Source organism: Novosphingobium aquiterrae (genome assembly GCF_042434435.1).
Lineage (GTDB): Bacteria > Pseudomonadota > Alphaproteobacteria > Sphingomonadales > Sphingomonadaceae > Novosphingobium > Novosphingobium aquiterrae.
On sequence record NZ_JBHLTL010000006.1, the window covers coordinates 17688 to 40277 of the forward strand.

Annotated in this window: 24 protein-coding genes and 2 tRNA genes; 12 read left to right on the forward strand and 14 right to left on the reverse strand. The window is 64.6% G+C overall.

The genetic code is table 11. The features are described 5' to 3' along the window. Positions 1 to 31 precede the first annotated feature (31 nt). Positions 32 to 105, reverse strand: a tRNA-Gly gene (locus tag ACFFF7_RS09805). Positions 106 to 273: 168 nt separating this feature from the next. Here ACFFF7_RS09805 and aqpZ point away from each other — a divergent pair. Then, on the forward strand, positions 274 to 993 hold the full coding sequence (aqpZ, locus tag ACFFF7_RS09810; RefSeq protein WP_379481176.1) for an aquaporin Z: 720 nt from the start codon (positions 274 to 276) through the stop codon (positions 991 to 993). A gap of 72 nt (positions 994 to 1065) precedes the next feature. Here the strand turns inward: aqpZ and ACFFF7_RS09815 are convergent, their stop codons facing one another. The 5 genes from ACFFF7_RS09815 to pepN all read right to left on the reverse strand — a co-directional run bounded on the left by ACFFF7_RS09815 (position 1066) and on the right by pepN (position 7443). Continuing rightward, positions 1066 to 1881, reverse strand: coding sequence for a cytochrome c1 (locus ACFFF7_RS09815; protein ID WP_379481177.1), 816 nt, complete (start codon positions 1879 to 1881; stop codon positions 1066 to 1068). A 24-nt stretch (positions 1882 to 1905) separates the two neighbouring features. Further along, on the reverse strand, positions 1906 to 3198 hold the full coding sequence (locus ACFFF7_RS09820; protein WP_379481178.1) for a cytochrome b: 1293 nt from the start codon (positions 3196 to 3198) through the stop codon (positions 1906 to 1908). A gap of 11 nt (positions 3199 to 3209) precedes the next feature. Further along, entirely contained in the window at positions 3210 to 3776 is a 567-nt protein-coding gene (gene petA, locus ACFFF7_RS09825; protein WP_379481179.1) for a ubiquinol-cytochrome c reductase iron-sulfur subunit, read from the reverse strand. A 255-nt stretch (positions 3777 to 4031) separates the two neighbouring features. Further along, positions 4032 to 4796, reverse strand: coding sequence for a peptidoglycan editing factor PgeF (pgeF, locus tag ACFFF7_RS09830; protein WP_379481180.1), 765 nt, complete (start codon positions 4794 to 4796; stop codon positions 4032 to 4034). Then, positions 4789 to 7443, reverse strand: coding sequence for an aminopeptidase N (gene pepN / locus ACFFF7_RS09835; RefSeq protein WP_379481181.1), 2655 nt, complete (start codon positions 7441 to 7443; stop codon positions 4789 to 4791). The genes pgeF and pepN overlap by 8 nt, the downstream gene beginning before the upstream one ends. Positions 7444 to 7501: 58 nt before the next feature. Between pepN and ACFFF7_RS09840 the strand changes: the two genes are divergently transcribed. After that, positions 7502 to 8344, forward strand: coding sequence for a Rossmann-fold NAD(P)-binding domain-containing protein (locus ACFFF7_RS09840; protein WP_379481182.1), 843 nt, complete (start codon positions 7502 to 7504; stop codon positions 8342 to 8344). On the opposite strand, the gene ACFFF7_RS09845 is transcribed toward ACFFF7_RS09840, so the two are convergent. Together ACFFF7_RS09845 and ACFFF7_RS09850 are read right to left on the reverse strand one after the other, a co-directional pair. Continuing rightward, positions 8245 to 9165: a DMT family transporter gene (locus ACFFF7_RS09845; protein WP_379481183.1), complete on the reverse strand. Its 921-nt coding sequence runs from the start codon at positions 9163 to 9165 to the stop codon at positions 8245 to 8247. The two genes, ACFFF7_RS09840 and ACFFF7_RS09845, sit on opposite strands and share 100 nt — an antisense overlap. Further along, a complete protein-coding gene (locus tag ACFFF7_RS09850) occupies positions 9162 to 10157 on the reverse strand; it encodes a threonine aldolase family protein (protein ID WP_379481839.1) in 996 nt (331 codons plus the stop codon). Before ACFFF7_RS09850 ends, ACFFF7_RS09845 begins: the two co-directional genes overlap by 4 nt. Positions 10158 to 10209: 52 nt before the next feature. Here ACFFF7_RS09850 and ACFFF7_RS09855 point away from each other — a divergent pair, with 52 nt between their 5' ends. Further along, entirely contained in the window at positions 10210 to 10521 is a 312-nt protein-coding gene (locus ACFFF7_RS09855) for a GNAT family N-acetyltransferase (protein WP_379481184.1), read from the forward strand. Positions 10522 to 10622: 101 nt separating this feature from the next. Beyond that, positions 10623 to 10748 carry a hypothetical protein gene (locus tag ACFFF7_RS09860; RefSeq protein WP_379481185.1) on the forward strand — a complete coding sequence of 42 codons (126 nt, stop codon included), beginning with the start codon at positions 10623 to 10625 and terminating at the stop codon, positions 10746 to 10748. 1300 nt (positions 10749 to 12048) lie between these two features. Here ACFFF7_RS09860 and ACFFF7_RS09865 read toward each other — a convergent pair. The 6 genes from ACFFF7_RS09865 to ACFFF7_RS09890 form a co-directional block, all read right to left on the reverse strand. Continuing rightward, positions 12049 to 12180 (reverse strand): hypothetical protein, encoded by a 132-nt coding sequence (locus ACFFF7_RS09865; RefSeq protein ID WP_379481186.1) that lies wholly within the window; start codon positions 12178 to 12180, stop codon positions 12049 to 12051. Between the two features lie 306 nt (positions 12181 to 12486). Further along, complete coding sequence (locus ACFFF7_RS09870; protein ID WP_379481187.1) at positions 12487 to 12756, reverse strand: hypothetical protein; 270 nt, start codon at positions 12754 to 12756, stop codon at positions 12487 to 12489. 108 nt (positions 12757 to 12864) lie between these two features. Further along, entirely contained in the window at positions 12865 to 13947 is a 1083-nt protein-coding gene (locus ACFFF7_RS09875) for a sensor histidine kinase (RefSeq protein ID WP_379481188.1), read from the reverse strand. Positions 13948 to 14066: 119 nt separating this feature from the next. Further along, a complete protein-coding gene (locus ACFFF7_RS09880) occupies positions 14067 to 14474 on the reverse strand; it encodes a response regulator (protein ID WP_379481189.1) in 408 nt (135 codons plus the stop codon). Positions 14475 to 14729: 255 nt separating this feature from the next. Next, on the reverse strand, positions 14730 to 16169 hold the full coding sequence (locus tag ACFFF7_RS09885; RefSeq protein WP_379481190.1) for a DUF6538 domain-containing protein: 1440 nt from the start codon (positions 16167 to 16169) through the stop codon (positions 14730 to 14732). Between the two features lie 82 nt (positions 16170 to 16251). Next, positions 16252 to 16326, reverse strand: a tRNA-Thr gene (locus ACFFF7_RS09890). A 127-nt stretch (positions 16327 to 16453) separates the two neighbouring features. Between ACFFF7_RS09890 and ACFFF7_RS09895 the strand changes: the two genes are divergently transcribed. The 8 genes from ACFFF7_RS09895 to ACFFF7_RS09930 are packed head-to-tail and all read left to right on the forward strand — an operon-like array spanning position 16454 to position 22555. Further along, complete coding sequence (locus ACFFF7_RS09895) at positions 16454 to 16588, forward strand: hypothetical protein (protein ID WP_379481191.1); 135 nt, start codon at positions 16454 to 16456, stop codon at positions 16586 to 16588. A 32-nt stretch (positions 16589 to 16620) separates the two neighbouring features. Then, complete coding sequence (gene gpmA, locus ACFFF7_RS09900) at positions 16621 to 17307, forward strand: 2,3-diphosphoglycerate-dependent phosphoglycerate mutase (RefSeq protein ID WP_379481192.1); 687 nt, start codon at positions 16621 to 16623, stop codon at positions 17305 to 17307. 1 nt (position 17308) lies between these two features. After that, entirely contained in the window at positions 17309 to 17800 is a 492-nt protein-coding gene (gene purE / locus ACFFF7_RS09905; protein ID WP_379481193.1) for a 5-(carboxyamino)imidazole ribonucleotide mutase, read from the forward strand. Between the two features lie 15 nt (positions 17801 to 17815). Beyond that, on the forward strand, positions 17816 to 18871 hold the full coding sequence (locus ACFFF7_RS09910; RefSeq protein WP_379481194.1) for a 5-(carboxyamino)imidazole ribonucleotide synthase: 1056 nt from the start codon (positions 17816 to 17818) through the stop codon (positions 18869 to 18871). Beyond that, a complete protein-coding gene (locus ACFFF7_RS09915; protein ID WP_379481840.1) occupies positions 18865 to 19365 on the forward strand; it encodes a dihydrofolate reductase in 501 nt (166 codons plus the stop codon). The genes ACFFF7_RS09910 and ACFFF7_RS09915 overlap by 7 nt, the downstream gene beginning before the upstream one ends. Positions 19366 to 19383: 18 nt before the next feature. Next, on the forward strand, positions 19384 to 20583 hold the full coding sequence (locus ACFFF7_RS09920; protein WP_379481841.1) for a dipeptidase: 1200 nt from the start codon (positions 19384 to 19386) through the stop codon (positions 20581 to 20583). A 2-nt stretch (positions 20584 to 20585) separates the two neighbouring features. After that, on the forward strand, positions 20586 to 21509 hold the full coding sequence (locus ACFFF7_RS09925; protein ID WP_379481842.1) for a bifunctional riboflavin kinase/FAD synthetase: 924 nt from the start codon (positions 20586 to 20588) through the stop codon (positions 21507 to 21509). Continuing rightward, on the forward strand, positions 21506 to 22555 hold the full coding sequence (locus ACFFF7_RS09930) for a glycerophosphodiester phosphodiesterase family protein (RefSeq protein WP_379481195.1): 1050 nt from the start codon (positions 21506 to 21508) through the stop codon (positions 22553 to 22555). The genes ACFFF7_RS09925 and ACFFF7_RS09930 overlap by 4 nt, the downstream gene beginning before the upstream one ends. Positions 22556 to 22590: the final 35 nt, after the last annotated feature.

The window sequence follows — 22590 nt, forward strand, 5'->3', positions numbered from 1 at the left end:
GCGCGGCAAAATCGGGATTGGTTCTGGGAGGTGGAGCGGGTAGCGGGAATCGAACCCGCATAGCCAGCTTGGAAGGCTGGTGCTTTACCACTAAGCTATACCCGCGCTCTGGGTGCCGTGATCGGTGGCAGAGCGGCCCTATGCGACAGGCGCGGCGCGGGGTCAATGCCGCCCGTGGATACGGCAGAGCGGCAAGCGCACATCGCCTCTTTACCTCAAGCTGCTGAAAGCGCAGCCTTGCCCAATCCGCACAACAACGGATGGAGGGGAACCATGAAATCGACAAATGCCCTGATGGCCGAGGCTTTCGGCACCTTCTGGCTGGTATTCGGCGGCTGCGGCAGCGCCGTTTTTTCCGCCGCCTTTCCCGATGTCGGGATCGGCCTGCTGGGCGTCAGCCTGGCCTTTGGCCTGACCGTGCTGACCATGGCCTATACCGTCGGCCACGTTTCGGGCGGGCATTTCAATCCCGCAGTCACGGTTGGATTGTGGAGCGGCGGGCGCTTCCCGGCAAAGGACGTGCTGCCCTATATCGTCGCCCAGGTGGTCGGCGCGATCATCGCCGCTTTCCTGCTGTACTGGATCGCCAGCGGCAAGCCGGGCTATGACTTGGCGACCAATGGCCTGGCCAGCAACGGGGTCGATGATCATTCGCCCGGCAAGTACACGCTGGCCGCGGGCTTTGTCGCCGAAGTCGTGCTGACCATGTTCTTCCTGCTGATCATCATGGGGTCGACCCACGGCCGCGCACCCGCCGGCTTTGCCCCGATCGCGATCGGGCTGGGGCTGACCCTTATTCACCTGATCTCGATCCCGATCACCAACACCTCGGTCAATCCGGCGCGCAGCACCGGTCCGGCCCTGGTCGAAGGCGGGATCGCGCTGCAGCAACTGTGGGTGTTCTGGCTGGCCCCGCTGATCGGCGGTGCGCTGGGCGGCTGGATCTATCGAACGCTGATCGCCGATAACGAGCCCGCCGTCACCGGCCACTGATCGCTGCGGACAAACGAAACGGGGCGCCCCGCAAGGGACGCCCCGTTTTCTTGTGCCGTATCGGCGAAGGGATCAGTGCCCCTTCTTGGCGGCCCAGACGTTGCGGTAGGCCATGTAGCCCAGCACCGTTGCATAGATCAGGAAGCCGACCCACCAGAACCCGACCTGGTGGCGCTTGTCGAGCTTGGGCTCGGCCGTCCAGACCAGGAAGGCAGAGACGTCGGTCGCCATCTGGTCGACCGTGGCCTTGGTCCCGTCGGTATAGGTCACCTGCCCGTCGCTGGTCAGCGGCGGCGGCATGGCGATGTTGAGGTTGGCGAAATAGGGGTTGTAGTAAAGCCCGTCCGGGGTCTTCGCGTCGGGGAAGCGCTTGAGCAGCTCGGCCGGCTGGGTGGTATAGCCGGTCAGCAGCGAGTGCAGATAGGATGCCCCGCCGTGACGCGCCTTGGCGATCAGTGACAGATCCGGCGGATGACCCTGGCCGGCATAGACCACCGGCGGGAAGTGATCGCTGGGCAGGCCCGGACGATCCTTCAGTTCGCCGGTCAGCGGATCCTTGGCATTGATCGTCGCCGCGGCGGCGATGGTCTTGATCTCACCCTCGCCGTATTCGAGCGCGGCCAGATCGCGGTACGACACGTGCTTGATCGCATGGCAGCTGGCGCAGACCTGCTGGTACACTTCGAAGCCGCGCTTGACCTGCTTCTTGTCGAACTTGCCGAACCAGCCGTCGCTCGAAAGCTTGAGCGGCTTGGGGTGTTCGTGGAACGCCTTTTCAACGGTGTTGGGCAGACCTTCCTTGGCCAGGCCCATGGTGTCCCACAGCAGCGACCAGGCGAGCGCGCCGGCAAAGAACAGCCCGACCAGAATGGAGAAGATACGGATCATTGTTTCGTTTCCCTCTCTGTCCGCTCAGGCCTTGGTCGCCGCAGCGGCGGCCCCGGTTTCCGCATTGTCGTGCCCGAGCACCGCATCGGTGATCGAGAAGGGCAGCGGATCGGGACGCTCGATCGACGAGACGATCGGCACGATCACCAGGAAGTGCAGGAAGTAATAGATCGAGGCGAGCTGGGCGACGAGCACATAGGGCTGTTCCGCCGGCGAGCCGCCGCAATAGCCCAGGATGATGACGTCGATCACCAGCACCCAGAAGAATTTGCGATACAGCGGGCGGTAGCCGCCCGAACGGACCGGCGACTTGTCGAGCCAGGGCAGGAAGAACCACACCAGGATCGCCGCGAACATCGCCAGCACGCCAAGCAGCTTGGCCGGGAAGAACAGGAAGTCCTGGGTGAAGCTGCGCAGGATCGCGTAAAACGGCCAGAAGTACCATTCGGGCACGATATGCGCCGGGGTCTGCATCGGGTTGGCCGGAATGTAGTTGTCCGGATGGCCCAGCGCGTTCGGCATGAAGAACACGAACGTGCTGTAGATGACCATGAACAGCCCCACCGTCCACCCGTCCTTGGCGACGTAATAGGGGTAGAACGGCACGGTATCGCTTTCCTTCTTCACTTCGACCCCGGTCGGGTTCGACGAGCCCGGGATGTGCAGCGCCCAGACGTGGAGAATGACCACGCCAAGGATCACGAAAGGCAGCAGGAAGTGCAGCGAGAAGAAGCGGTTGAGCGCGGCATTGTCCGGAGCAAAGCCGCCGAGCAGCCAGGTGTGCAGCGCATCGCCAACCAGCGGAATGGCGCTGAACAGGCCGGTGATGACCTGTGCCCCCCAGTACGACATCTGGCCCCACGGCAGGACATAGCCCATGAAGGCGGTGGCCATCATCAGCAGGAAGATGACTACGCCGAGCAGCCAGATCATCTCGCGCGGGGCCTTGTACGAACCGTAGTAGAAGCCGCGGAAGATGTGGAGATAGATCACCACGAAGAAGGCCGAGGCGCCATTGGCGTGGGCATAGCGCAGCATCCAGCCGTAGTTGACGTCACGCATGATGTGTTCGGTCGAATCGAACGCCACCGCGGTGTTGCCGCCATAATGCATCGCCAGGACGATGCCGGTGACGATCTGGATCATCAGGCACAGCCCGGCCAGGAACCCGAAGTTCCACATGTAATTCAGATTGCGGGGGACTTCGTAGCCGCCACCGACCGCGTTGTAGACCAGGCGCGGCAGTGGCAGTTTCTCATCCATCCACACCATGAAGGGATTCGTGGGGGTATAGGTCTTTGCCCAGGGGAAGCTCATCGTGTGGTCCCTCAGCCGATCTTGACGACAGTGTCGGAAGTGAATTCATAAGGCGGCACTTCCAGGTTCCTGGGTGCCGGGCCTTTGCGGATGCGGGCTGCGGTATCATAGACCGAGCCGTGGCAGGGGCAGAAATAGCCGCCGAACTCACCCTTGACCTCACCCTCGCCCGAACCGAGCGGAATGCAGCCAAGATGGGTGCAGACCCCCATCGTGATCAGCCAGTTGGTATGGCCTTCCTTGGTCCGGTCCTTCAGCGTCTGGGGATCGCGCAGCGACCCCACGTCGACCGCTTCGGCTTCCTGGATTTCCTTGGCCGTCAGGTTGCGGATGAACACCGGCTGCTTGCGGAACACCGCCTTCATCGCCTGGCCCGGCTGGACCTGGCTGATGTCGACCTCGGTCGAGCTTTCGGCGAGCACGTCGGCCGACGGCGCCATCTGGCTGATCAGCGGATAGAGCAGCGAAAGACCGCCGACGCCGGCGGCACTAACCGCAGCGATGTTGATGAAATCGCGCCGCCGTACACCTTCACCGTCGATGACGGCGGAAGCGTCGGTGCCAGCATCTTGTGCCATGGTCGAACCAATCCTGTTCATTCCGTTTCCCGCAGGACCGGGTCTTTGCGAACCCTTGGGAAACCGTCCCTAAACCGTGTCCGGGAAGCGCCCCTGCTTTCCCCCGCCGCTTGCCCCTAGGCCAACCACGAGTGCACGGCAAGTGCCGCCGACCCTGACGATTTGGCGGGCCTGATAGACGCGAAGGCCTGCGCTGCCAACTGCGAATTTCGCACCGGCTGTTGCACTGCCCGAAGGGGCAGCGCGGGGCAGGGATTACAGCCCGATCAAGGAGATCTGTCGGCCATAGGATGGTTCGCCGCGGTGGGTGGCCCGGCGAAACGAGAAGAAGCGCTCGGCATCGGGATAGGTATCGCGGCCGAGCCGTTCGACCCCGCCGATTTCCGCGTCGTCGAGCCGCGCGGCGACGTAGCCTTCCAGATCGAAGTGCCAGTGCCCGGCGCGTCCGGCGGCGAAAAACCGTTCGTTCCCGGGCGCGGCCTGGCAGAAACGCTGGCGGAAAGTGTCGTCGACCTCATAGCTGGCCTGGGCGATGCACGGGCCGATCGCCGCAACGATTCGCTCGCGCTGCGCTCCCAGCGCTTCCATCGCGGTAATCGTGCTGTCGGTGACCCCGCCGATCGCGCCTTTCCATCCGGCATGAGCCGCGCCGACCACGCCCGCCGCCCGATCGGCAAGCAGCACCGGGGCGCAGTCCGCCGTGACCACGCCCAGCACCAGCCCGGGCCGGTCGGTGACCAGCGCGTCGGCCTGCGGGCGGTTCGCCTGGGGCCAGGGCTGCAGCGCGGTGACGCAATCGGCTGAATGGACCTGATAGACTGTCACCAGCTGCGCGCCGGGACAGACCGCCTCCACCGCGAGAGCGCGGTTAGAGGTTACCGCCGCATCGTCATCGCCCGCACCAAGCCCGGCGTTGAGTCCGGCAACCAACCCCTGCGACACCCCGCCGCGACGGCCGAGGAAGCCGTGCGCCACGCCGTCCAGCAGCGCGGCGCGGAAGACCTCGACCGGCTCAGCCAAGGCTCTTGCTGACCTGTTCGAAGGTGTCCTTGGACAGTCCCGGGGCGGCGGCGATCCGTTCCAGTTCGGCGCGCATCAAGGCCGATCGCACCGGCTCGATCCGCCGCCACCGGCCCAGCGACGCAACGAAGCGCGCCGCAGTCTGCGGGTTGATCGGATCGAGCGCCAGGATCAGGTCGGCAATCATCCGGTAGCCTACCCCGCCATCGGCGTGGAAAGCATGGGGCGCGGTGAATGCCATGTAGAGCGCGCGGACCCGGTTGGGATTGCTCAGCGTGAAGTCGGGGTGCTGGCTGAGCGCCCTGACGTGATCGACCACCCGCGGATGAAGCGATCCCGCCTGAAGCGAAAACCACTTGTCGATCACCAGGGCATTGCCGGCATAACGCTGGTGGAAGGCCGCCAGCTTTACCTCGCGCAGCGGGGTGTCGAGCCCGGCCAGGACCATCAGCGCACCCTGGCGGTCGGTCATGTTGTCGGCATCGTCGAACTGCTGCGCGGCAAGCTGCGCCGCCACATCCGGCACGCCTGCCGCCAGATAGACCAGCGCCTGGGTCTTGATCTTGCGCGCCCCGCGCGCCGCGGCCGCAAGGCTGTAGGGCACGCTGCTGGCGCGGTGGTGCAAGGCAACCAGCCGGTCCTTCAGCTGCGCGCCGAGCCAGGCCTTCAATCCCTCGCGCTCGGCATGGATCACGGCGGGATCGGCGACCAGCAGTTGCTCGCCCAGATAGGTCTCGCCCGGCAGGATCATCAGCTCGCCGCGCATCAGGTCGTCCAGCGCGGGATCGTCGATGACCGCGGCCAGCGCCTGGCCGATCGCCTCGCGACCGGCATCACGGTCGGCCGCGCACAGTGTGCCGCCGCTGACCAGCGCGATCAGGTGCTGGACCACCAGCTGCTGCATCGCCTCATACCGGGCGAAGGGATCGTCATCGTGCGCCGCCAGGAACACCAGATCGGCGTTCGACTGGTCGGCATCGATCGCGACGGGCGCAGAAAAGCCGCGGTTAAGCGATAGCACCGGACGTGTGGCGAATCCGGCAAAGCTGAACTCTGCTTGAGGTTCGTGCAGAATGACCAGCTCTTCGCCGCGGTGCTGACCGGTGGACCGGTCGAACAGGGCAAGACGCAGCGGGATGACCATCGCCTGCTTGTCGGCCTGACCGGGCGTCGGCGGCACCGTCTGGCGCAGCGTCAGCGTCGCGACGCCGTCGGCATGGGACAGCCGCGCCTCGACCCGCGGGGTACCGGCCTGCGCATACCACAGCCGGAACTGGCCGAGATCGGCGCCCGCGCCATCCTCGATCGCCTTGACGAAGTCCTCGCAGGTCGCCGCCTGACCGTCGTGGCGATCGAAGTAGAGATCGGTGGCTTTGCGGAAGCGCTCGGCCCCGACCATGGTTCGCATCATGCGGATCACTTCGGCGCCCTTGTTGTAGACTGTGGCGGTGTAGAAGTTGCTGATCTCCTGATAGCTGTCGGGCCGGATCGGATGGGCCAGCGGGCCCGAATCCTCGGGGAATTGCGCCGCGCGCAGCACCCGAACGTCTTCGATCCGCTTGACCGCGGCGCTGCCCATGTCCTGGCTGAACAGCTGGTCGCGCAGCACGGTGAAGCCTTCCTTGAGGCTCAGCTGGAACCAGTCGCGGCAGGTAACGCGGTTGCCCGACCAGTTGTGGAAATATTCGTGCGCGACCACCCCCTCGATCCCGTCGTAATCCATGTCGGTTGCCGTATCGGGATCGGCGAGGATATATCGGGTGTTGAAGACGTTGAGCCCCTTGTTCTCCATCGCCCCCATGTTGAAATCGGCGACCGCGACGATGTTGAACAGGTCAAGGTCGTATTCGCGGCCGAACACTTCCTCGTCCCACTTCATCGAATCCTTGAGCGCCTGCATCGCATGGTGGGTGCGGTCCTGATCGCCGTCGCGGACCCAGATGTTGAGATCGACCTGGCGCCCGCTCATCGTGGTGAAGCTGTCGTGATTCGCCACCAGATCGCCCGCGACCAACGCGAACAGGTAGCTCGGCTTGGGCCAGGGATCGTGCCATTCGGCCCAATGCGTGCCGTCGGCATTGTCGCCCGACGCGGTGCAATTGCCGTTCGACAGCAGCACCGGGAACGCGGCCTTGTCGCCCGCCATCCGCACCGAATAGACCGACAGCACGTCGGGCCGATCCGGGAAGAAAGTGATCCGGCGGAAGCCTTCGGCCTCGCACTGGGTACAGAGCATCCCGTTCGAGGCATAGAGCCCCATCAGCTGGGTATTGGCGCTGGGTGCGATGTCGGTCGCGATGCCGATTTCATGCGCGTCACCGGGCAGCGTCAGCAACAGGTCGCTGCCATCGATGGTCCATTCGGCGGTCTCTTCGCCGTCGATCCACACGCCTGCCGGAACCAAGCCGTCACCGTTAAGGCGCAGGGTCTCGCTGCCGTCGCCGGCCGGATTGCGGCGGACCTGCAGCGCGCTGCGCACCTGGGTCCGGTCAAGCCCCAGAGTAAAGTGCAGCGCGGTTTCAGGGACCAGCCAGGCCGGCGGCTGGTAATCTTCGCGCCGGATCGTCGCCGGAGCCTGCGGCGGCGTGGCGGCGTCGGCCGCTTCGGGGTTGGTGACGGGGTCGGCGGGTCTGCTGGCGATGTCCATCGTGCCAACTTAGTGGCTACGCTTTCGATTGCCAGCGCCGCGGACTATGAACACGGCGATGCGACGCATTTTCATCTTCGGGCTGGGTTACAGCGCCAGCCGCATTGCCGCCGCCCTGACGACAAAAGGCTGCGAAGTAGTCTCGACCGGACGCGCAGGAACCTTGCGCTTCGACGATAGCGGCAATGTCCGCCTTGCCCTGGCCGATGCCGATCACGTGCTGTCATCCGTCCCGCCGGACGGCGCGGGCGGCGATCCCGTGCTTGATACCTATTGGGACGCCCTGGCGGGAAAGGCCCTTGTCTATCTCTCTTCCACCGGGGTCTATGGCGATGCTGCGGGTGCCTGGGTCGATGAGAGCGCGGCCGTCGGCACGGGGCGCCGCACCGCGCGGGCCGAGGCCGACGGCGAATGGCTGGCGCGCGGCGCGCGGGTGCTGCGCCTGCCGGGGATCTATGGTCCGGACCGCTCGGCGCTGGACCGCGTCAGGGCCGGCACGGCGCAGCGCATCGCCCTGCCCGATCAGGTGTTCAGCCGGGTCCATGTCGACGACATCGTCAGCGGCGCACTGCTGGCGATCGATGCGCCGCCGGGGGCCTACAACCTGGCCGATGACCTGCCGTGCAGTCAGAATGCCGTGATCGAGGAGGCGTGCCGCCTGCTCGGCGTCGCGCCGCCGCCATTGCATTCGCTGGAAGAGGCGAACCTGTCGCCCATGGCCCGCGCCTTCTATGCCGAGAACCGCCGCGTCGCCAACGGCAAGGCCAGGCGCGTGCTCGGCTGGGAGCCGCGCTATCCGACCTACCGCGAAGGACTACGCGCCTGCCTGGGCGGCGACAGCGCGATCACCAGCCCGGCCAGCGCAAGTGCTGCCCCGCCCGCGGCCAGCGCCGACCACTGATAGCCCTCGAACAGCGTCGACAGGCCCATCGCCACCACCGGGATCAGCACGCTGGAATAGGCCGCCGGGCCCGGCCCCCAATCGCGGATCAGCGCGAAGTAGAGCGGGAAGGTCACCACCGAACCCATGATCGCCAGATAGGCGATGCCCAGCAGCTGGCGCGTACCCAGATCGAACGGCGGTGGACCCGCGGTGATCCATGCAAAGGTCGCGTCAGCCAGCGCCCCCAGCAGCATCGCCCAGGCGATCAGCACCACCGTGCTGCTGCGCCGCGCGATCTGCGCCGCCTGCATCACGTTCGAGGTCGAGGCGCTGAGCACCGCCAGGCCGGTCAGGGCGATCCCGCTCAGCACCGCTGCGCCGCCGTTCGGCCCGGCGCGATATTCGTGGAGCATCAGCAGCACGATCCCGGCAATCGCGACCAGCGATCCGGCAACGAAGCGAGCGCTGACCCGGGTGCCGACGAAGATCCGCCCGAGCAGGGTATTGGGCACCAGCAGCAGCGCGAAAATCACCGCCACCAGCCCCGAGGTGATGTGCTGTTCGGCGCGGTAGACCAGCTGGAAATTGCCGAAGAACTGGAACAGCCCGAGCAGCGTGGCAAAGCCCAGCGCCGGGAGCGGCAGCCCGAGCGGCTCACGGCGCAGCGCGGCCAGCGCAAACATTCCCGCCGCGGCCAGGACAAAGCGGTAGGTCACCGCCCAGGCCGGAGGAAGCGCGCCGACCTGGTCCTTGATCACCAGCCAGGTCGAGCCCCAGATCAGCGTGATCAGCAGAAAGGCCGCAAGGGCACGCGGCGTAACCCGGGTCGCCTGGCTCACAGGGCTGCGATGGCCCTGGCCAAAGCCTCCACATGATCCGGATTGCTGTTCCACGACGCGATCAGGCGCGCGGCATCGCTGCCCCAGTCGTAGAAGGTGAAGCCCTGGTCGCGCAGCGCCTGGCGCTCTGCCGCGGTCGAAATCAGGAATACCTCGTTGGCCTCGACCGGATGGAGCAGCCGCCCCGCCGCAGCGCCGCCGATGTGCTGCGCGGCGGCATTGGCGGCGCGGGCATTGGCCAGCCACAGATCGCCTTCGAGCATGGCGAGGATCTGCGCCGCCAGGAACCGCCCCTTGGACTGCAGGTGGCCCGCGCGCTTGCGCCGCAACCGGGCCAGATCGGCTTCTGCCGCGCCGAAAAAGACGATCGCCTCGGCGTTCATCGCGCCGTTCTTGACGCAGCCGAAGCTGAGCGCATCGACCATGCCGCAGGCCGCCGCCGGGCTGCAGCCGAGGAAAGCGACGGCATTGGCGAAGCGCGCGCCGTCCACGTGAAGCGCAAGGCCGCTGGCGCGGGCCAGTTCGACAAGCGCCGCGATCTCTGCGGGCGAATAGGCCAGCCCGTATTCGCTCACCTGGGTCAGCGACAGGGCGTGGGCCTGGACCTGGTGCACGTCGCCGCGAATCGCCGCGAGCGCCGCGCCGACGCTGTGCGGGGTCAGTTTGGCTCCGGCCCCTCCGGCCAGGATCAGCTTGGCCCCGTGGGTGTAGAACCCGGGCGCGCCGCATTCGTCGGTTTCGATATGGGCCTCGCGGTGGCAGATCACCCCGCCGTGGGGCGGGACCATGGTGGCCAGCGCCAGGCAGTTCGCGGCGGTTCCGGTGGCAGCCCAGACAACGTGGGCCGGGCGGCCGAACAGATCACCGAACCTTTCGTCCAGACTGCGCGACAAGGCATCGTTGTCATAGGGCGCGTCGGGCGCATCGGCGGCACGCATCGCTTCCCACACCCTGGGATGGACACTGGCGGCATTGTCGGAAAGAAACTGCATCGCCATCTAGCCTTGCTGGGCGGCACGTGCCGCGTCAAGCAGGAGCACAGCGATGAGCGCGGTCACCATTACCCGCCACGGCAGCCACAACGCCGGGGAATACCATGCCCACATTGCCGGAGAAACGGCGATTGGCCGCCTCACCTGGGTCCAGCGCGGCGATGTCCGCATTGCCGAACACACCCTGGTTCCGGCGGAGATCGGCGGACGCAGGGTGGCAGCAGAGCTGGTCGCGGCGCTGGTCGACGACGCCCGCACGCTTGGTTTCCGGATCGATCCGGCCTGTTCCTATGTCGCGGCCGCGTTCCGCCGCCATCCCGAATGGGCAGCGCTGCGGGCGCAGGTGCGGCGCGATACTGCTTAAGAAATGCCTCTGAACCGGTAAGCCTTTGCCCGCACCGCCGCTTAACCAAACCAGGGCACAATCATCGGCCACAGCAATCCGAAGCCGGAGAAAGCAGATCCATGCGCTATGTCTTCTACGCCTTCATCGGTCTTGGCCTGGTCATCGCCTGGATGAACCTGACCGTGGACGGCGCGCGCGCCAAAAGGCATCTGCTGCACACAGAGCAACCCGCCGCCTATCAATGAACGAGGATGCCGGTTTGCGGAATGGTGCTGCTGGGGAGGATTGAACTGGCACCCCGGCGGCTAAACCATTTGTAAAATCACGACTTTTTTCGGGTCGCTGTCCCGGTTGTCATAGGCGGATGTAATAGTTTCGGCAAGTGTCGGGACGGACTATTCCGCTGGGCCGGTGTGGCCCTCGCTTCGATCTGCACTTGGATCGCCGACGCCCCCCAAGTTATCCGGCTGAGCCAGTGCCGCCGGATAACGTCGCCTCTCCGACCAAAGTATTTGAGCGGGCAAAGCTGCATACATTAGTCCGGTAACGAAAAATGCCCACCTTGCAGTCTTAGTGACGTCTCCACAGTGATTTATTGTCTTTATCAGAGGATCACTTATCGCAGGAAGTAAAGTTGCTAAACAAAGCGCCAATCCGAAAAGCAAGACGAAAATAAGCGGAGTATTAGACTTCTTATTTTTTTTAGTAGGTGTAAATAGCTGATGCAACATTCGGCTTTTGGCATGCACAACTGTAGCACCGCTTGGCATACCCTTTACTGTCCCTTCGACACTCAGCTCGTTTATTGATCCAGAATGGATTATCTGGACCACGAAGCCATCGTCTCGATCCAAAAATGCAAAGTCTATTCTCGATGACTTGTCATCGGCCCTCCTATCAGACCGCGCCTCAATAACTGTACGTGTGCTCCTTAGGATGGATGACTTCAGCACCGCTCCACTTTCGACTGCCAATCTGAGTGGGTCAACGGCAAGTCATTCCGCATCATCGAGCGCCACGGCCACAGGTCCGTCAGGTTCTACCGTGACGGCGGAGAAGCTCAGCTTAGGTTGGACTTGCTAACGGACTTCCTGGGTCAGTGTGGCTTGCTGAAAAACGGCGACTGCAACAGCCCCGCTCCCTTTACTTGTAAAGGAGAGGGAGAAACCGTGGCGGGCGATCTGGACGCGGCCAATTCTCCCGGAGAAACCGTGGCAGGTGGTCACCGACAGGATCAGCCCAAGCCCCCTGTCGAGAGTTCTCCCGGAGAAACCGTGGCGGATGCACAGCCGAGCTTGTCAGAGCGCATTGCCTCGATTGCCGCAGCGTTTTCCCGTGATCACGCCGTCGCGCGCGGTGACGGTCCGGACCCTCTTGAGTTTTCGGACAACGCAATCCCCCGCCTGCCACCCTCCTAATCACAGCCGCACTCAACGGCCTGAAATCAGGCTCCTGACGCGCGCCGCCGTGCTCGCGCAGGCTACACCCCCAACCCATTCTTGCCGCTCCACGCCCGCCGCAGAGGCACTGCGCGTGGTTCGGCTCCTAACCACAGGAAACAATCCCATGAACGTAACCGAAATTGCCCGCCAGCTTGACGAAGCTCGCGCTGACAACGCCCTCCTGGCGCGCCTCCAGAACGCTCCAAAGCGGCTCGCAGAGCTTGAGAAGGCTCACGCCGCTGCCCTAGCCTTGGCAGTCCCGAGGAGCCGCTACAGGCCGCGCGAGGAGCGACCGCAGCGTTCACCCCCGCCGAGAGGTGAAGCCTTGCCCACGGGGCGTGAAATGCCCGGTTGGGGACCTATGGGCTACACACCGTCGCAGGGCAGTGATCGCCAAAACGAAACTGGCGGTTAGTCGATCACGGATAGTCGTCGTCACGCCAAACCGCCCGAGCTGGCTACAGACAAGATTGTCGTCCGCTATCGCTTAGTGACCTCGGCGCACTAATTGGCGGGAATGTCGGGGCTAGCGGACTGTGACTTAGTCATCCGGTTCCATTACGGGCCGGCCAGTCACTAGTCGCCGGATGATGTGGATGGCCAGTGAAGCGAACAAGACTATGCCGTACGTGCCACCAAGCATCACTCCAGCGGCCACCATAACGGTGGACCAGTAGCGCGTCATTTCAACGCCGAAGATGTGGATGAGAAAGGCTGCGCCGATTAAATACAGGAATGCCAGTATGACGCCGCTACCGAGAAAGTATGCCCGCATGCGGCGTCGAGCACGTTTCAGGCGCACAGCGTCCATGAGGTTTCCTCGCTGTTCATTCTCACTTTTTGCCAGCGACACCTAATGTCCGCAATGTTGTCGTTTCCGGAAAGGCCGGATCGGCGGGAATGTCGGGTTAGCGGACTCTCAGACCACTTCGGTAGGAGCTGGCTGAACGATGGTCGCAACGTGTGAGACCGTCACTTTGGTCCCTGGTCCGTTGTCGGTGACAACTATGGTAGCCGACAATTGCGCAGCCAGCGCGTTGACGATCCCGGTCCCCAGACCGGGTTTGGCGTCAGCATGATTGTCCGGCAGGCCGCAGCCATTGTCGGATACAGTCAAAACCCAGCCCGATCCTGTGCTGGCGAAGACCACATCGATGTGACACTGCTGCTGCGCCGCATCAGGGAATGCATGCTTGAGTGCATTGATCGCCAGTTCGGTCACGATCAGCCCGACACTTACCGACTGGTCCGGGCTCATGACGCTGTCGTCTGCGGTAACCTTCAGGGTAAGTCTGCCTGGATCGGCAATCATCGACGCGCCAATGCTTGCGCATAAATCGTTCAGGTAGTGTTTCAAGGCAACTGCACCGGTCGCGTTCGAGGCCAGCAGTCGCTGCAGGGTGGCAATCGACATCACCCGGTTATGCGCCTCACGCAGGTGTGTGCGGGCTTCTTCCGATTGCACTATCTTGACGCGCTGCATCAGGATGCTGGCAATGATCTGCAGGCTGTTGGCGACGCGGTGATTCAGTTCCTGCAGCAGGACCTGCTTCTCTTGAACCAGCGCATCGTTCTTTTGAGCCTGGACGCGAACCGCATTCTGGGCATCGCGCATCGCCGTGTTGTCCAAAATGGCGAGAACCAGCCGCATTGCATCGTTATCGACGTGGTCGAGCGCATGGGCGGTCAGGATCAAGGCCCGATCCGGCTTGTCTGCCTGCTTCAGTTCGAACTCATAAGCATCGATCGCAGCGCGCCCGTTGGCGGTTGCTTCAAGCAAGGTGCGCAGCTGGGGCTTGTTCCATTCACCTTCGCCTAGCGCAAACAGCGACGTTCCGACCACGGCATCGATATGCAGATCGAAAGTGCGGTAAAACGTCTCGCTCGCGGCCCGGACAACAAACTGCTCGTCGAGCAGCAGCAGCGGGGTAGCTGACGAAACGACCAGTGCCATTCCCAGGCTGCTGGAGCTTTCAGGATCAAAGCGCGTAAAAAATTCCATGGCCGTAGCCTTCGGAGACCGGAGACTCGCACAGCGAAAGCCATACCCGGTTGCTTGTCGCGCCGTCTAAGACTCGCAGAACGCTTCGATCATAGCATTGATCGCTGAGGACCTCGCATTCAATCGGTTGTCGGGCTTTCTTGCGAACGCTGCGGCATAGCCTCATTCAACAGGCTTGCGATTGCAGTCATCAATTGCGCTTCGGCGTAAGGCTTCTTCAGGATTAGGCTATTGGGAACGCCCTCTGCGGTCCAATCGCCGGCGCTGTCACCGGTTACATAAACCACCGGCAGGTTGGGAAACTTACGCCGAGCGTGATGTGCGACAGCCCAGCCGTCGGGTCCGTTGCCCAGCTTGATGTCGGTGATCAGGCCCTGGAGGTCGGACGCCTTGTCGATCTGGGCGATTGCATCGTCACCGTCACTGCACTCCTCGACAGTGAAGCCGCCCTCAAGCAACATCGCCACTAGCTCCATCCGAATCAGTGGCTCGTCTTCAACGACAAGGATTGGCAGCAAGGCCGACATAACTTCATGGTTCTCCGCTCGGTGAGCAAACACACAACGGGCGCATTTGTTTCATCGATCGATTAAAAGGCTACGTGAATTTACCCAACGTTCGCGAACGAGCTGGCGAGGATGCCCTTGCCTTTTCCGGGCCAAATGCTCCGCAGCCGCAAGACATCTGAGCGTCCGCAATGTCGTCGTGTCCGGAACGTCAGCTTCACAACAAAAATAGCGGGTAGCTGCCGTTCGCGCCACGATTGGATTTACCGAACGCGCCTAGGTGAGGGCGCTTTCCTCATCGGCCTCAATCCGAGGAACGAGGTGGATCGCATCCCGCAGTGCGGAGAGGGAAGTGACACCATATTTCCCACCCTCGTTGCTGGGGGCATGGCCTTGGATACGGTCGGCAATCTCCGCCGGAATGCCAACGGCTCGGGAAACGCTTTTCCAGCGATGCCGCCAACCGTGGTTTGGCGCGGGTGCGGTAATCCCCAGCGTGCGAACCCACTTCGCCAGATCGGCGGCACGGATTGCCGACGCCGGGTTCACTCCATTGCCCGCCCCCTGTCTGTAGAATAGCGGTGATGTGTTCCCCGCTTTGGCTAGGGCCGTGACGCCCTGTTCAATCAAGTGGGGATGCAGTGGCACGGACCGAGCTTCGTACGTTTTGACCGATCCGGCATCGGGCGTGATATGGACAACCCAGATACCTTGCTCTTGCCGAATGTCCTTGGCCCGTAGTTGGGTTATCTCGCCCACCCGCGCCCCGGTGTAGGCACAGAGCCAAGGCACCCAGCGCCGGGCAAGCGCGTGCTCCGGTGACAACCTATCCGGCTGCGGCCCCAGAGCGGCTAGCAATATGGTCTGCGTCTCATCGTCGGTTAGGTCACGCTCGCGCAACTTAACTGTCTTGGGAGCCTTGACCTTGATTGCGCTGGCCGGGTTGGTTGGGATCGCCCCGTCATCATAGGCAACAGCGAAGGTCACACGGATCGCCGGGAGATACCCAGCCGTAACCGTTTTCTTCGCAAGGCCTTTGGCGATCAATGCCTCAACCCAGCGATTGAGGTCCGCCCGCGACACCTTGCTGGCATCGTCATGGCCAAGGTAGGTCACGAGGTCCGCAACCCGCGCCCGCCACTTGGCCACGGTTTTCGGGTTGGCCGTGCCAGTTGCCGCATAACGCTCATACAACGCCAACAGGCTCAAGGCTGACCCGCTGCGCCTTGACGTCTCCCCAATTATGCCCAGCCGTTCATTGCCCGCCTCCATGACGGCCTTGGCCCGGCGCAGTTCCTCTATCTCCGCTCCCTGCTCGTTGATGAGGTCAACAGCCGCCGCCTGTTCGGGCGTGAGCAAGGCCGTGCTGGTCGCCTTCCGCTTGCGCCATAGCGTTCGCAGTTCCGACCGGGCTTCCTGCCTTGCTGCGCTCTCGGCTGCCAATGCGGCTTGTGCGGCCTGTTCTTCCCGCTCCCGTGCCGTGGAGACCGCAGGGGCCGTCCGGATCGCGGACCGCGCTTCGTCGATTATTTTGTCTGTGTCAGCCACATGGGGCCGCAGGAGCCGCTTGGCCTCTTCACGGTCCTTGGTCCGCAGGCTGAACTTCCATTCAGTGCGCGGCTGCCCTGTGGCGGTCAGAAAATGCCCGATAAGGTCCTTCGGGACGGGGCGTCGGAAGTAGTATGTTGAGCCGGTCTTATCGAGGTGCGTACACATGGTGGCCTCCGTTACAGATGTAACAGTCAGCCGTCAAAAAGCCCTGATTTTCCGCCAATTCCGCAGAAATCTGCGGCCGGAATGGTGCTGCTGGGGAGGATTGAACTCCCGACCTCAGCCTTACCAAGGATGCGCTCTACCACTGAGCTACAGCAGCACACCATTCCGAAGGTGCCGGGGCCGCGTCCAAGTCAAGCGCTTGGGACCGCCCGGGCAGGGGCGCGCTATTGGCTGCGGCCCCTTGCTTTGTCAAGCCGAACCCTGATAGCGCCAAGAAATTGCCGATGCGTGAAGAGACCCCCGCCTTGAGCCGCGAAGAACGGCTGGCCGCCAAGCTGCGCGAGAACTTGCGCCGCCGCAAGGAACAGGCGCGTGAATTGGCCGATCCCGCGCTTCCCAAAGACGAATCGACTCGCTAGGTGCCAGTCGTCCGAAACGGGGAGCCAAGACCTTGCCTAAGCTAATCCTGGTCCGTCATGGCCAGAGCCAGTGGAACCTGGAGAACCGCTTCACCGGCTGGTGGGATGTCGACCTGACCGCCAAGGGCGAGGACGAGGCGCGCGCCGCGGGCGCATTGCTGGGGGCCAAGGGCCTTCTGCCCAGCGTGGCTTTCACCAGCTTTCAGACCCGTGCGATCCGCACGCTGCATTTCGCGCTGGAAGCGGCAGGGCGGCTGTGGATTCCGGAAACCAAGGACTGGCGGCTGAACGAGCGCCACTATGGCGGGCTGACCGGGCTCGACAAGGCCGAGACCGCGGCGAAACACGGCGAGGACCAGGTCAAGATCTGGCGGCGCAGCTTCGACATTCCGCCCCCGCCGCAGGAAGCGGGCAGCACGTTCGATCTCAAGGCCGACCCGCGTTATGCCGGGATCGCGATCCCCGATACCGAAAGCCTCAAGGACACGATCGCCCGGGTCCTGCCCTATTACGACAGCGCGATCGCGCCGCAGTTGCAGGCCGGGGAAACGGTAATCATTGCCGCTCACGGCAATTCGCTGCGCGCGCTGGTCAAGCACCTGTCGGGCATTTCCGATGCCGACATCACCGGGCTCGAGATCCCGACCGGCCAGCCGATCGTGTACGAACTGGACGATGCGCTGAACGCGGTCGACCGCTACTATCTGGCGGAGCGCTGAGATGGCAGGTTCCGGTGCCGTTCCCGTCGCGATCATCATGGGCAGCCAGTCGGACTGGGCGACGATGAAATGTGCCGCCGACATGCTCGACAAACTGGGCGTGGCGCATGACACGCGGATCGTTTCGGCCCACCGCACCCCGCAACGCCTGGTCAGATTTGCCGAAGGTGCAGCCGATGCCGGGTTCAAGGTGATCATCGCCGGGGCCGGCGGCGCGGCGCATTTGCCGGGCATGGTGGCCAGCATGACCCATCTCCCCGTGCTGGGCGTGCCGGTGCAATCCAAGGCGCTGAGCGGGCAGGACAGCTTGCTGTCGATTGTGCAGATGCCTGCCGGGATCCCGGTCGGTACGCTGGCCATTGGCGAGGCCGGGGCCACGAACGCCGGTCTGCTTGCCGCGGCGATCCTGGCGACGAACGATCCGGCGCTGACGCAGCGGCTCAAGTCCTACCGCGCGGCGCAGACCGACGGTGTCGCGGAAAGGCCGGCGTGAGGTGATGCCGCGATTATGATTCCTCCTGGCGAGACTATCGGAATTCTGGGCGGCGGACAGCTGGGCCGGATGCTGGCCATGGCGGCGGCGCGGCTGGGCTATCGCTGCCACGTCTATGCCCCCGAAGCCGAGGCGATCGCCGCCGAAGTTTGCGCGCAGTGGACCCGCGCCGACTGGGACGACACCGCCGCCATGGCCGAGTTTGCCGGCGATTGCGCAGTGATCACCTACGAGTTCGAGAATGTGCCGGTTGCCCCGCTGAAGGCGCTGGGCGGGGTGCAGCTGCTGCCTAGTGCGCGGGCGCTGGAAGTGGCTCAGGACCGTTTGAACGAGAAGCGGTTCGTCGCCGACCTGGGCGGCACGACAGCGCCCTGGCATCTGGTCGATACCGCAGAGGATCTGCAGCAGGCGCTGACCGAAATCGGCTCGCCCGGAATCCTGAAGACCCGGCGCGAGGGGTACGACGGCAAGGGCCAGTGGCGGATCATGGCCGATCACGAGGCCGAAGGCGTTGCGCTGAGCGGCGAGCCGCTGATCTATGAAGGCTTCGTCCGCTTCTTTGCCGAGTTCTCTGTGATCCTGTGCCGCGGGAGCGATGGCACGACGGTGTTCTGGGACAGCGCGGAAAACACCCATGATGGCGGCATCCTGGCGCGCTCGGTGGTGCCGGCCAGCGAAGCAGTCCAGGCCCAGGTCCCCGCGGCGCGTGCGCTGGCGCAAAGGGTGGCAGATGCGCTGGACTATGTCGGGGTGCTGACGCTGGAGTTCTTCGCCACCGAAGCAGGACCGGTGTTCAACGAGATGGCCCCGCGGGTGCACAATTCGGGGCACTGGACCGTCGAAGGCGCACTGACCAGCCAGTTCGAGAACCACGTGCGCGCGATCTGCGGACTGCCGCTGGGTGATACCCGGCTGGCCGCGCCCCATGTCGAGATGCGCAACGTGATCGGCGACGCGGCCGAGGACTGGGACAAGATCCTCGCCGATCCGGCCAATCACCTCCACCTCTACGGCAAGGCGGCCGCGCGCCCCGGGCGCAAGATGGGCCACGTGACAAGGCTGGGCTGGTGAAACGCGGTGAGGTGTTTCTGGTCGTCGCGGTCGCGGACAACGGCGTTATCGGCAATGCCGGAACCATGCCCTGGCATCTTCCGCTCGACCTGCGGCACTTCAAGGGGCTGACCACCGGCAAGCCCATGGTGATGGGCCGCAAGACCTTCGAATCGTTGCCCGGGCTGCTGCCGGGGCGGCGCCACATTGTCCTGACCCGCGATCCGCACTGGGCCGAAGATGGCGCGGAAGTGGTCCGCTCACCGGAAGAGGCGCTGGTGGTGGCCAATTCCTCGCACGTTGCCGTGGTCGGCGGGGCCGAGATCTACGCGCTGTTCCTGCCGCTGGCCCAGCGGATCGAATGGACCGAAATCCACGCCGCCCCGGACGGCGATACGCACTTTCCGGCGTTCGACCGCAGCGCTTGGCACGAAGTCGCGCGCGAAGCCCATCCCGCCGAAGGGAAATCGCCGGGGTTTGATTTCGTCACGCTGCTGCGTAAACCCTCCGCCTGACCGGGAGGGACAATGACGATGCGCAAGAGAGTGTGGATTCCGCTGGTGGTGATGGCCGTGGCCGCAATCGGCTTTTTCGGCGTGGCCCCGGGCTATCTCGAAGCCAGCATGAACAAGGTCGATGGCAAGCCGCCGATCCCGGTCAGCGCCGAGGCCAAAGCGCTCCACGCCACGCTGCAGATCGTCGACCTTCATTCCGATACGCTGATGTGGAAGCGCGACCTGCTGGGCACGACTCCGCGCGGGCATGAGGATCTGGCCCGGCTGCAGGCCGGCAACGTCGCGCTGCAGGTCTTTTCCAGCGTGACCAAGACCCCGCGCGGGCAGAACTATGATGGCAATTCCGACGCGACCGACAACATCACCCCGCTGGTGATCGCGCAGTTGCAGCCGGTGCGGACCTGGGGATCGCTGCTCCAGCGTTCGCTGTGGCATGCGACCAAGCTCGACCGGGCGGTGGCGGGTTCGCACGGCGGTCTGGCCAAGGTGACCGACGACGCCAGCCTCGACGCGCTGCTTGCCGCGCGCACCGGGAAGAGCGCCCCGGTCGGCGCGATGCTCTCGATCGAAGGACTGCAGGACCTTGAGGGCAAGGCTGAAAACCTAGACAAACTCTATGCCGCCGGGTTCCGCATGGCGAGCATGGCGCATTTCTTCGACAACCAGCTGGCCGGATCGATGCACGGCATCAGGAAGGGCGGGCTGACCCCGCTCGGCCGGCAGGTCATGGCCAAGATGGAAGACAAGGGCATGATCGTCGACATTGCCCATTGCAGCCACGCCTGCGTTGCCGACATCCTGGCCGCCGCGCGCCGCCCGGTGGTTTCCAGCCATGGCGGAGTCCAGGCGACCTGCAAGGTCAACCGCAACCTGACCGATGACGAGATACGGGGCGTCGCCCGCACCGGCGGGGTGATCGGCATCGGTTACTGGGAAGGCGCGGTCTGCGATACCGATCCGCGCGCGGTTGCCAAGGCGATGAAGCACGTCAAGGACCTGGTCGGGGTGCAGACGATCGCGCTGGGCAGCGATTACGACGGGGCGACCACGGTACGCTTCGATACGTCGCAGCTGGTCCAGGTTACCCAGGCGCTTATGGACGCGGGCTTCACGCCTGACGAGATCCGCGCGGTGATGGGCGGCAACGCCCTGCGGGTTATCGGGGCGGGTCTGGTGCCGCTGTCCCAGCTCAAACCGGTAGCCGCCGCCGCGCCATGACCATCCCGCGCCTCGACGCCCGCGAACCCATGCCCGATGCGCTGCGCGGGGCGATCCTTGCGCTGGGCAATTTCGACGGGTTCCACCTCGGCCACCAGGCCGTCGCAGGGGAAGCGATCGACTGGGCCCACCGCGAAGGCCGACCGGCAATCGTCGCGACCTTCGATCCGCATCCGGTGCGCCACTTCGCGCCCGCTGCCCCCCCGTTCCGCCTGACCACGCTCGATCAGCGGCAGGAGCTGTTCGCCGCCGCCGGGGCCGATGCCATGCTGGTCTTCGCCTTCAATGCCGAACTCGCCGGGACCACCGCGCAGGATTTCGTGGTCACGCTGCTGGGTGAGCGGCTCGGCGCGGCAGGCGTAGTCACCGGCGAGGACTTCACCTTTGGCAAGGGCCGCGGCGGCAATGTCCAAGTGCTGCGCGATCTTGGCGCAGACCACGGCATTGCCGCGCGCGCGGTCGGCCCGGTCAGCGATTCTGGCGAGGTCGTCTCCTCCAGCCGCATCCGCGAGGCGCTGCAGGTCGGGGATTGCGAGACCGCAGCGCGCCTGCTGACCCGCCCCTTCGCGGTGCGCGGAACCGTCCAGCACGGCGACAAGCTGGGCCGGGTGATCGGCTATCCCACCGCCAACCTCAGCCTCGACAACTACCTGCGCCCGCGCTTCGGGGTCTATGCTGTGACCGGGCACCTGGCCGATGGCACCGTGCTGCGCGGCGCGGCCAACCTGGGCGTGCGCCCGCAGTTCGAACCGCCCAAGGAACTGCTCGAGCCGCACTTCTTCGATTTTTCCGGCGACCTCTACGGGCAGGAGATCGAGGTGGCGCTGCACCACTTCCTCCGCCCCGAGGCGAAGTTCGACAGCCTCGACTCGCTGACCGCGCAGATCGAGGCGGACTGCGGGCAGGCGCGGGAACTGCTGGGGTGAAGCGCTGGGTCAGACACCTGGCGCTGGGCTTGGCGATCGCCTTCCTGGCCCTGACCATCTTCAATGCCAGCTGGCTTGCCCCCAGCCCGCGCGGCATGCCCAAGCTGCTGGCTCATCGCGGCGTGATGCAGCAATTTGGTCGCGCCAATTCCGGCGCGGCCACCTGCACCGCCACCCTGATCGAGCCGCCGGTAACCCCTTTCATCGAGAATACCGCGCCCGCGCTGTACCAGGCGCAGCGGCTTGGCGCACAGATGATCGAGATCGACGTGGCGCAAAGCGCCGATGGGCACCTGGTGCTGTTTCACGATGACGACCTTGGCTGCCGCACCGATGGTGCCGGCAAGCTGGCCGGTGCGACACTGGCCCAGCTCAAGGCGCTCGACGCGGGCTATGGCTACAGCGCCGACGGGGGCAAGACCTTTCCGCTGCGCGGCACGGGCAAGGGCCTGATCCCGACGCTGGACGAGGCCCTGGCGGCCGCACCGCAGACCCCCCTGCTTTACAACCTGCGCGGCACGAATCCTGCTCTGGGCGAGCGGCTGGTCGCCGCGCTCAAGGCGGCGGGCCGCGATCCCATCGCGCGCCGCGACGGGTTTTCGGGGCCCGAAGCCACGCTTGCGCCAATCCGCACGGCTTGGCCTGGAGCCTGGGCCTATAGCGACGAGGCTGTCGAAGCCTGCACCCGCTCCTACCTCGCCCAGGGCTGGCTGGGGATGATGCCCGCCGCGTGCCGCAACGGTACCATCGCGATCCCGCTCAACCGGCAATTCCTGTTCGCCGGCTGGCCCAATCGGCTGATTGCGCGGATGGAGGCGGCCCATGCGCACGTGCTGCTGATCGGCCCGACCGGTGCGCACAAGCCGATGGGACTGGATCTGCCCGAACAGATTGGCGACATCCCGGTGGGATTCAACGGCTATGTCTGGGTCGACGATATCCATGCCGTCGGCCCGGCGCTGCGCCCGGCGCTGAACAAACGCAACCCGGTGGAAGAGGCCGAACTCGTCAAGGCGCTCGATGCACGCAGGAAGGCGCGGGACTAGCGTTGGCGGACCTTGCCCGCTAAGGCGCGGCACTT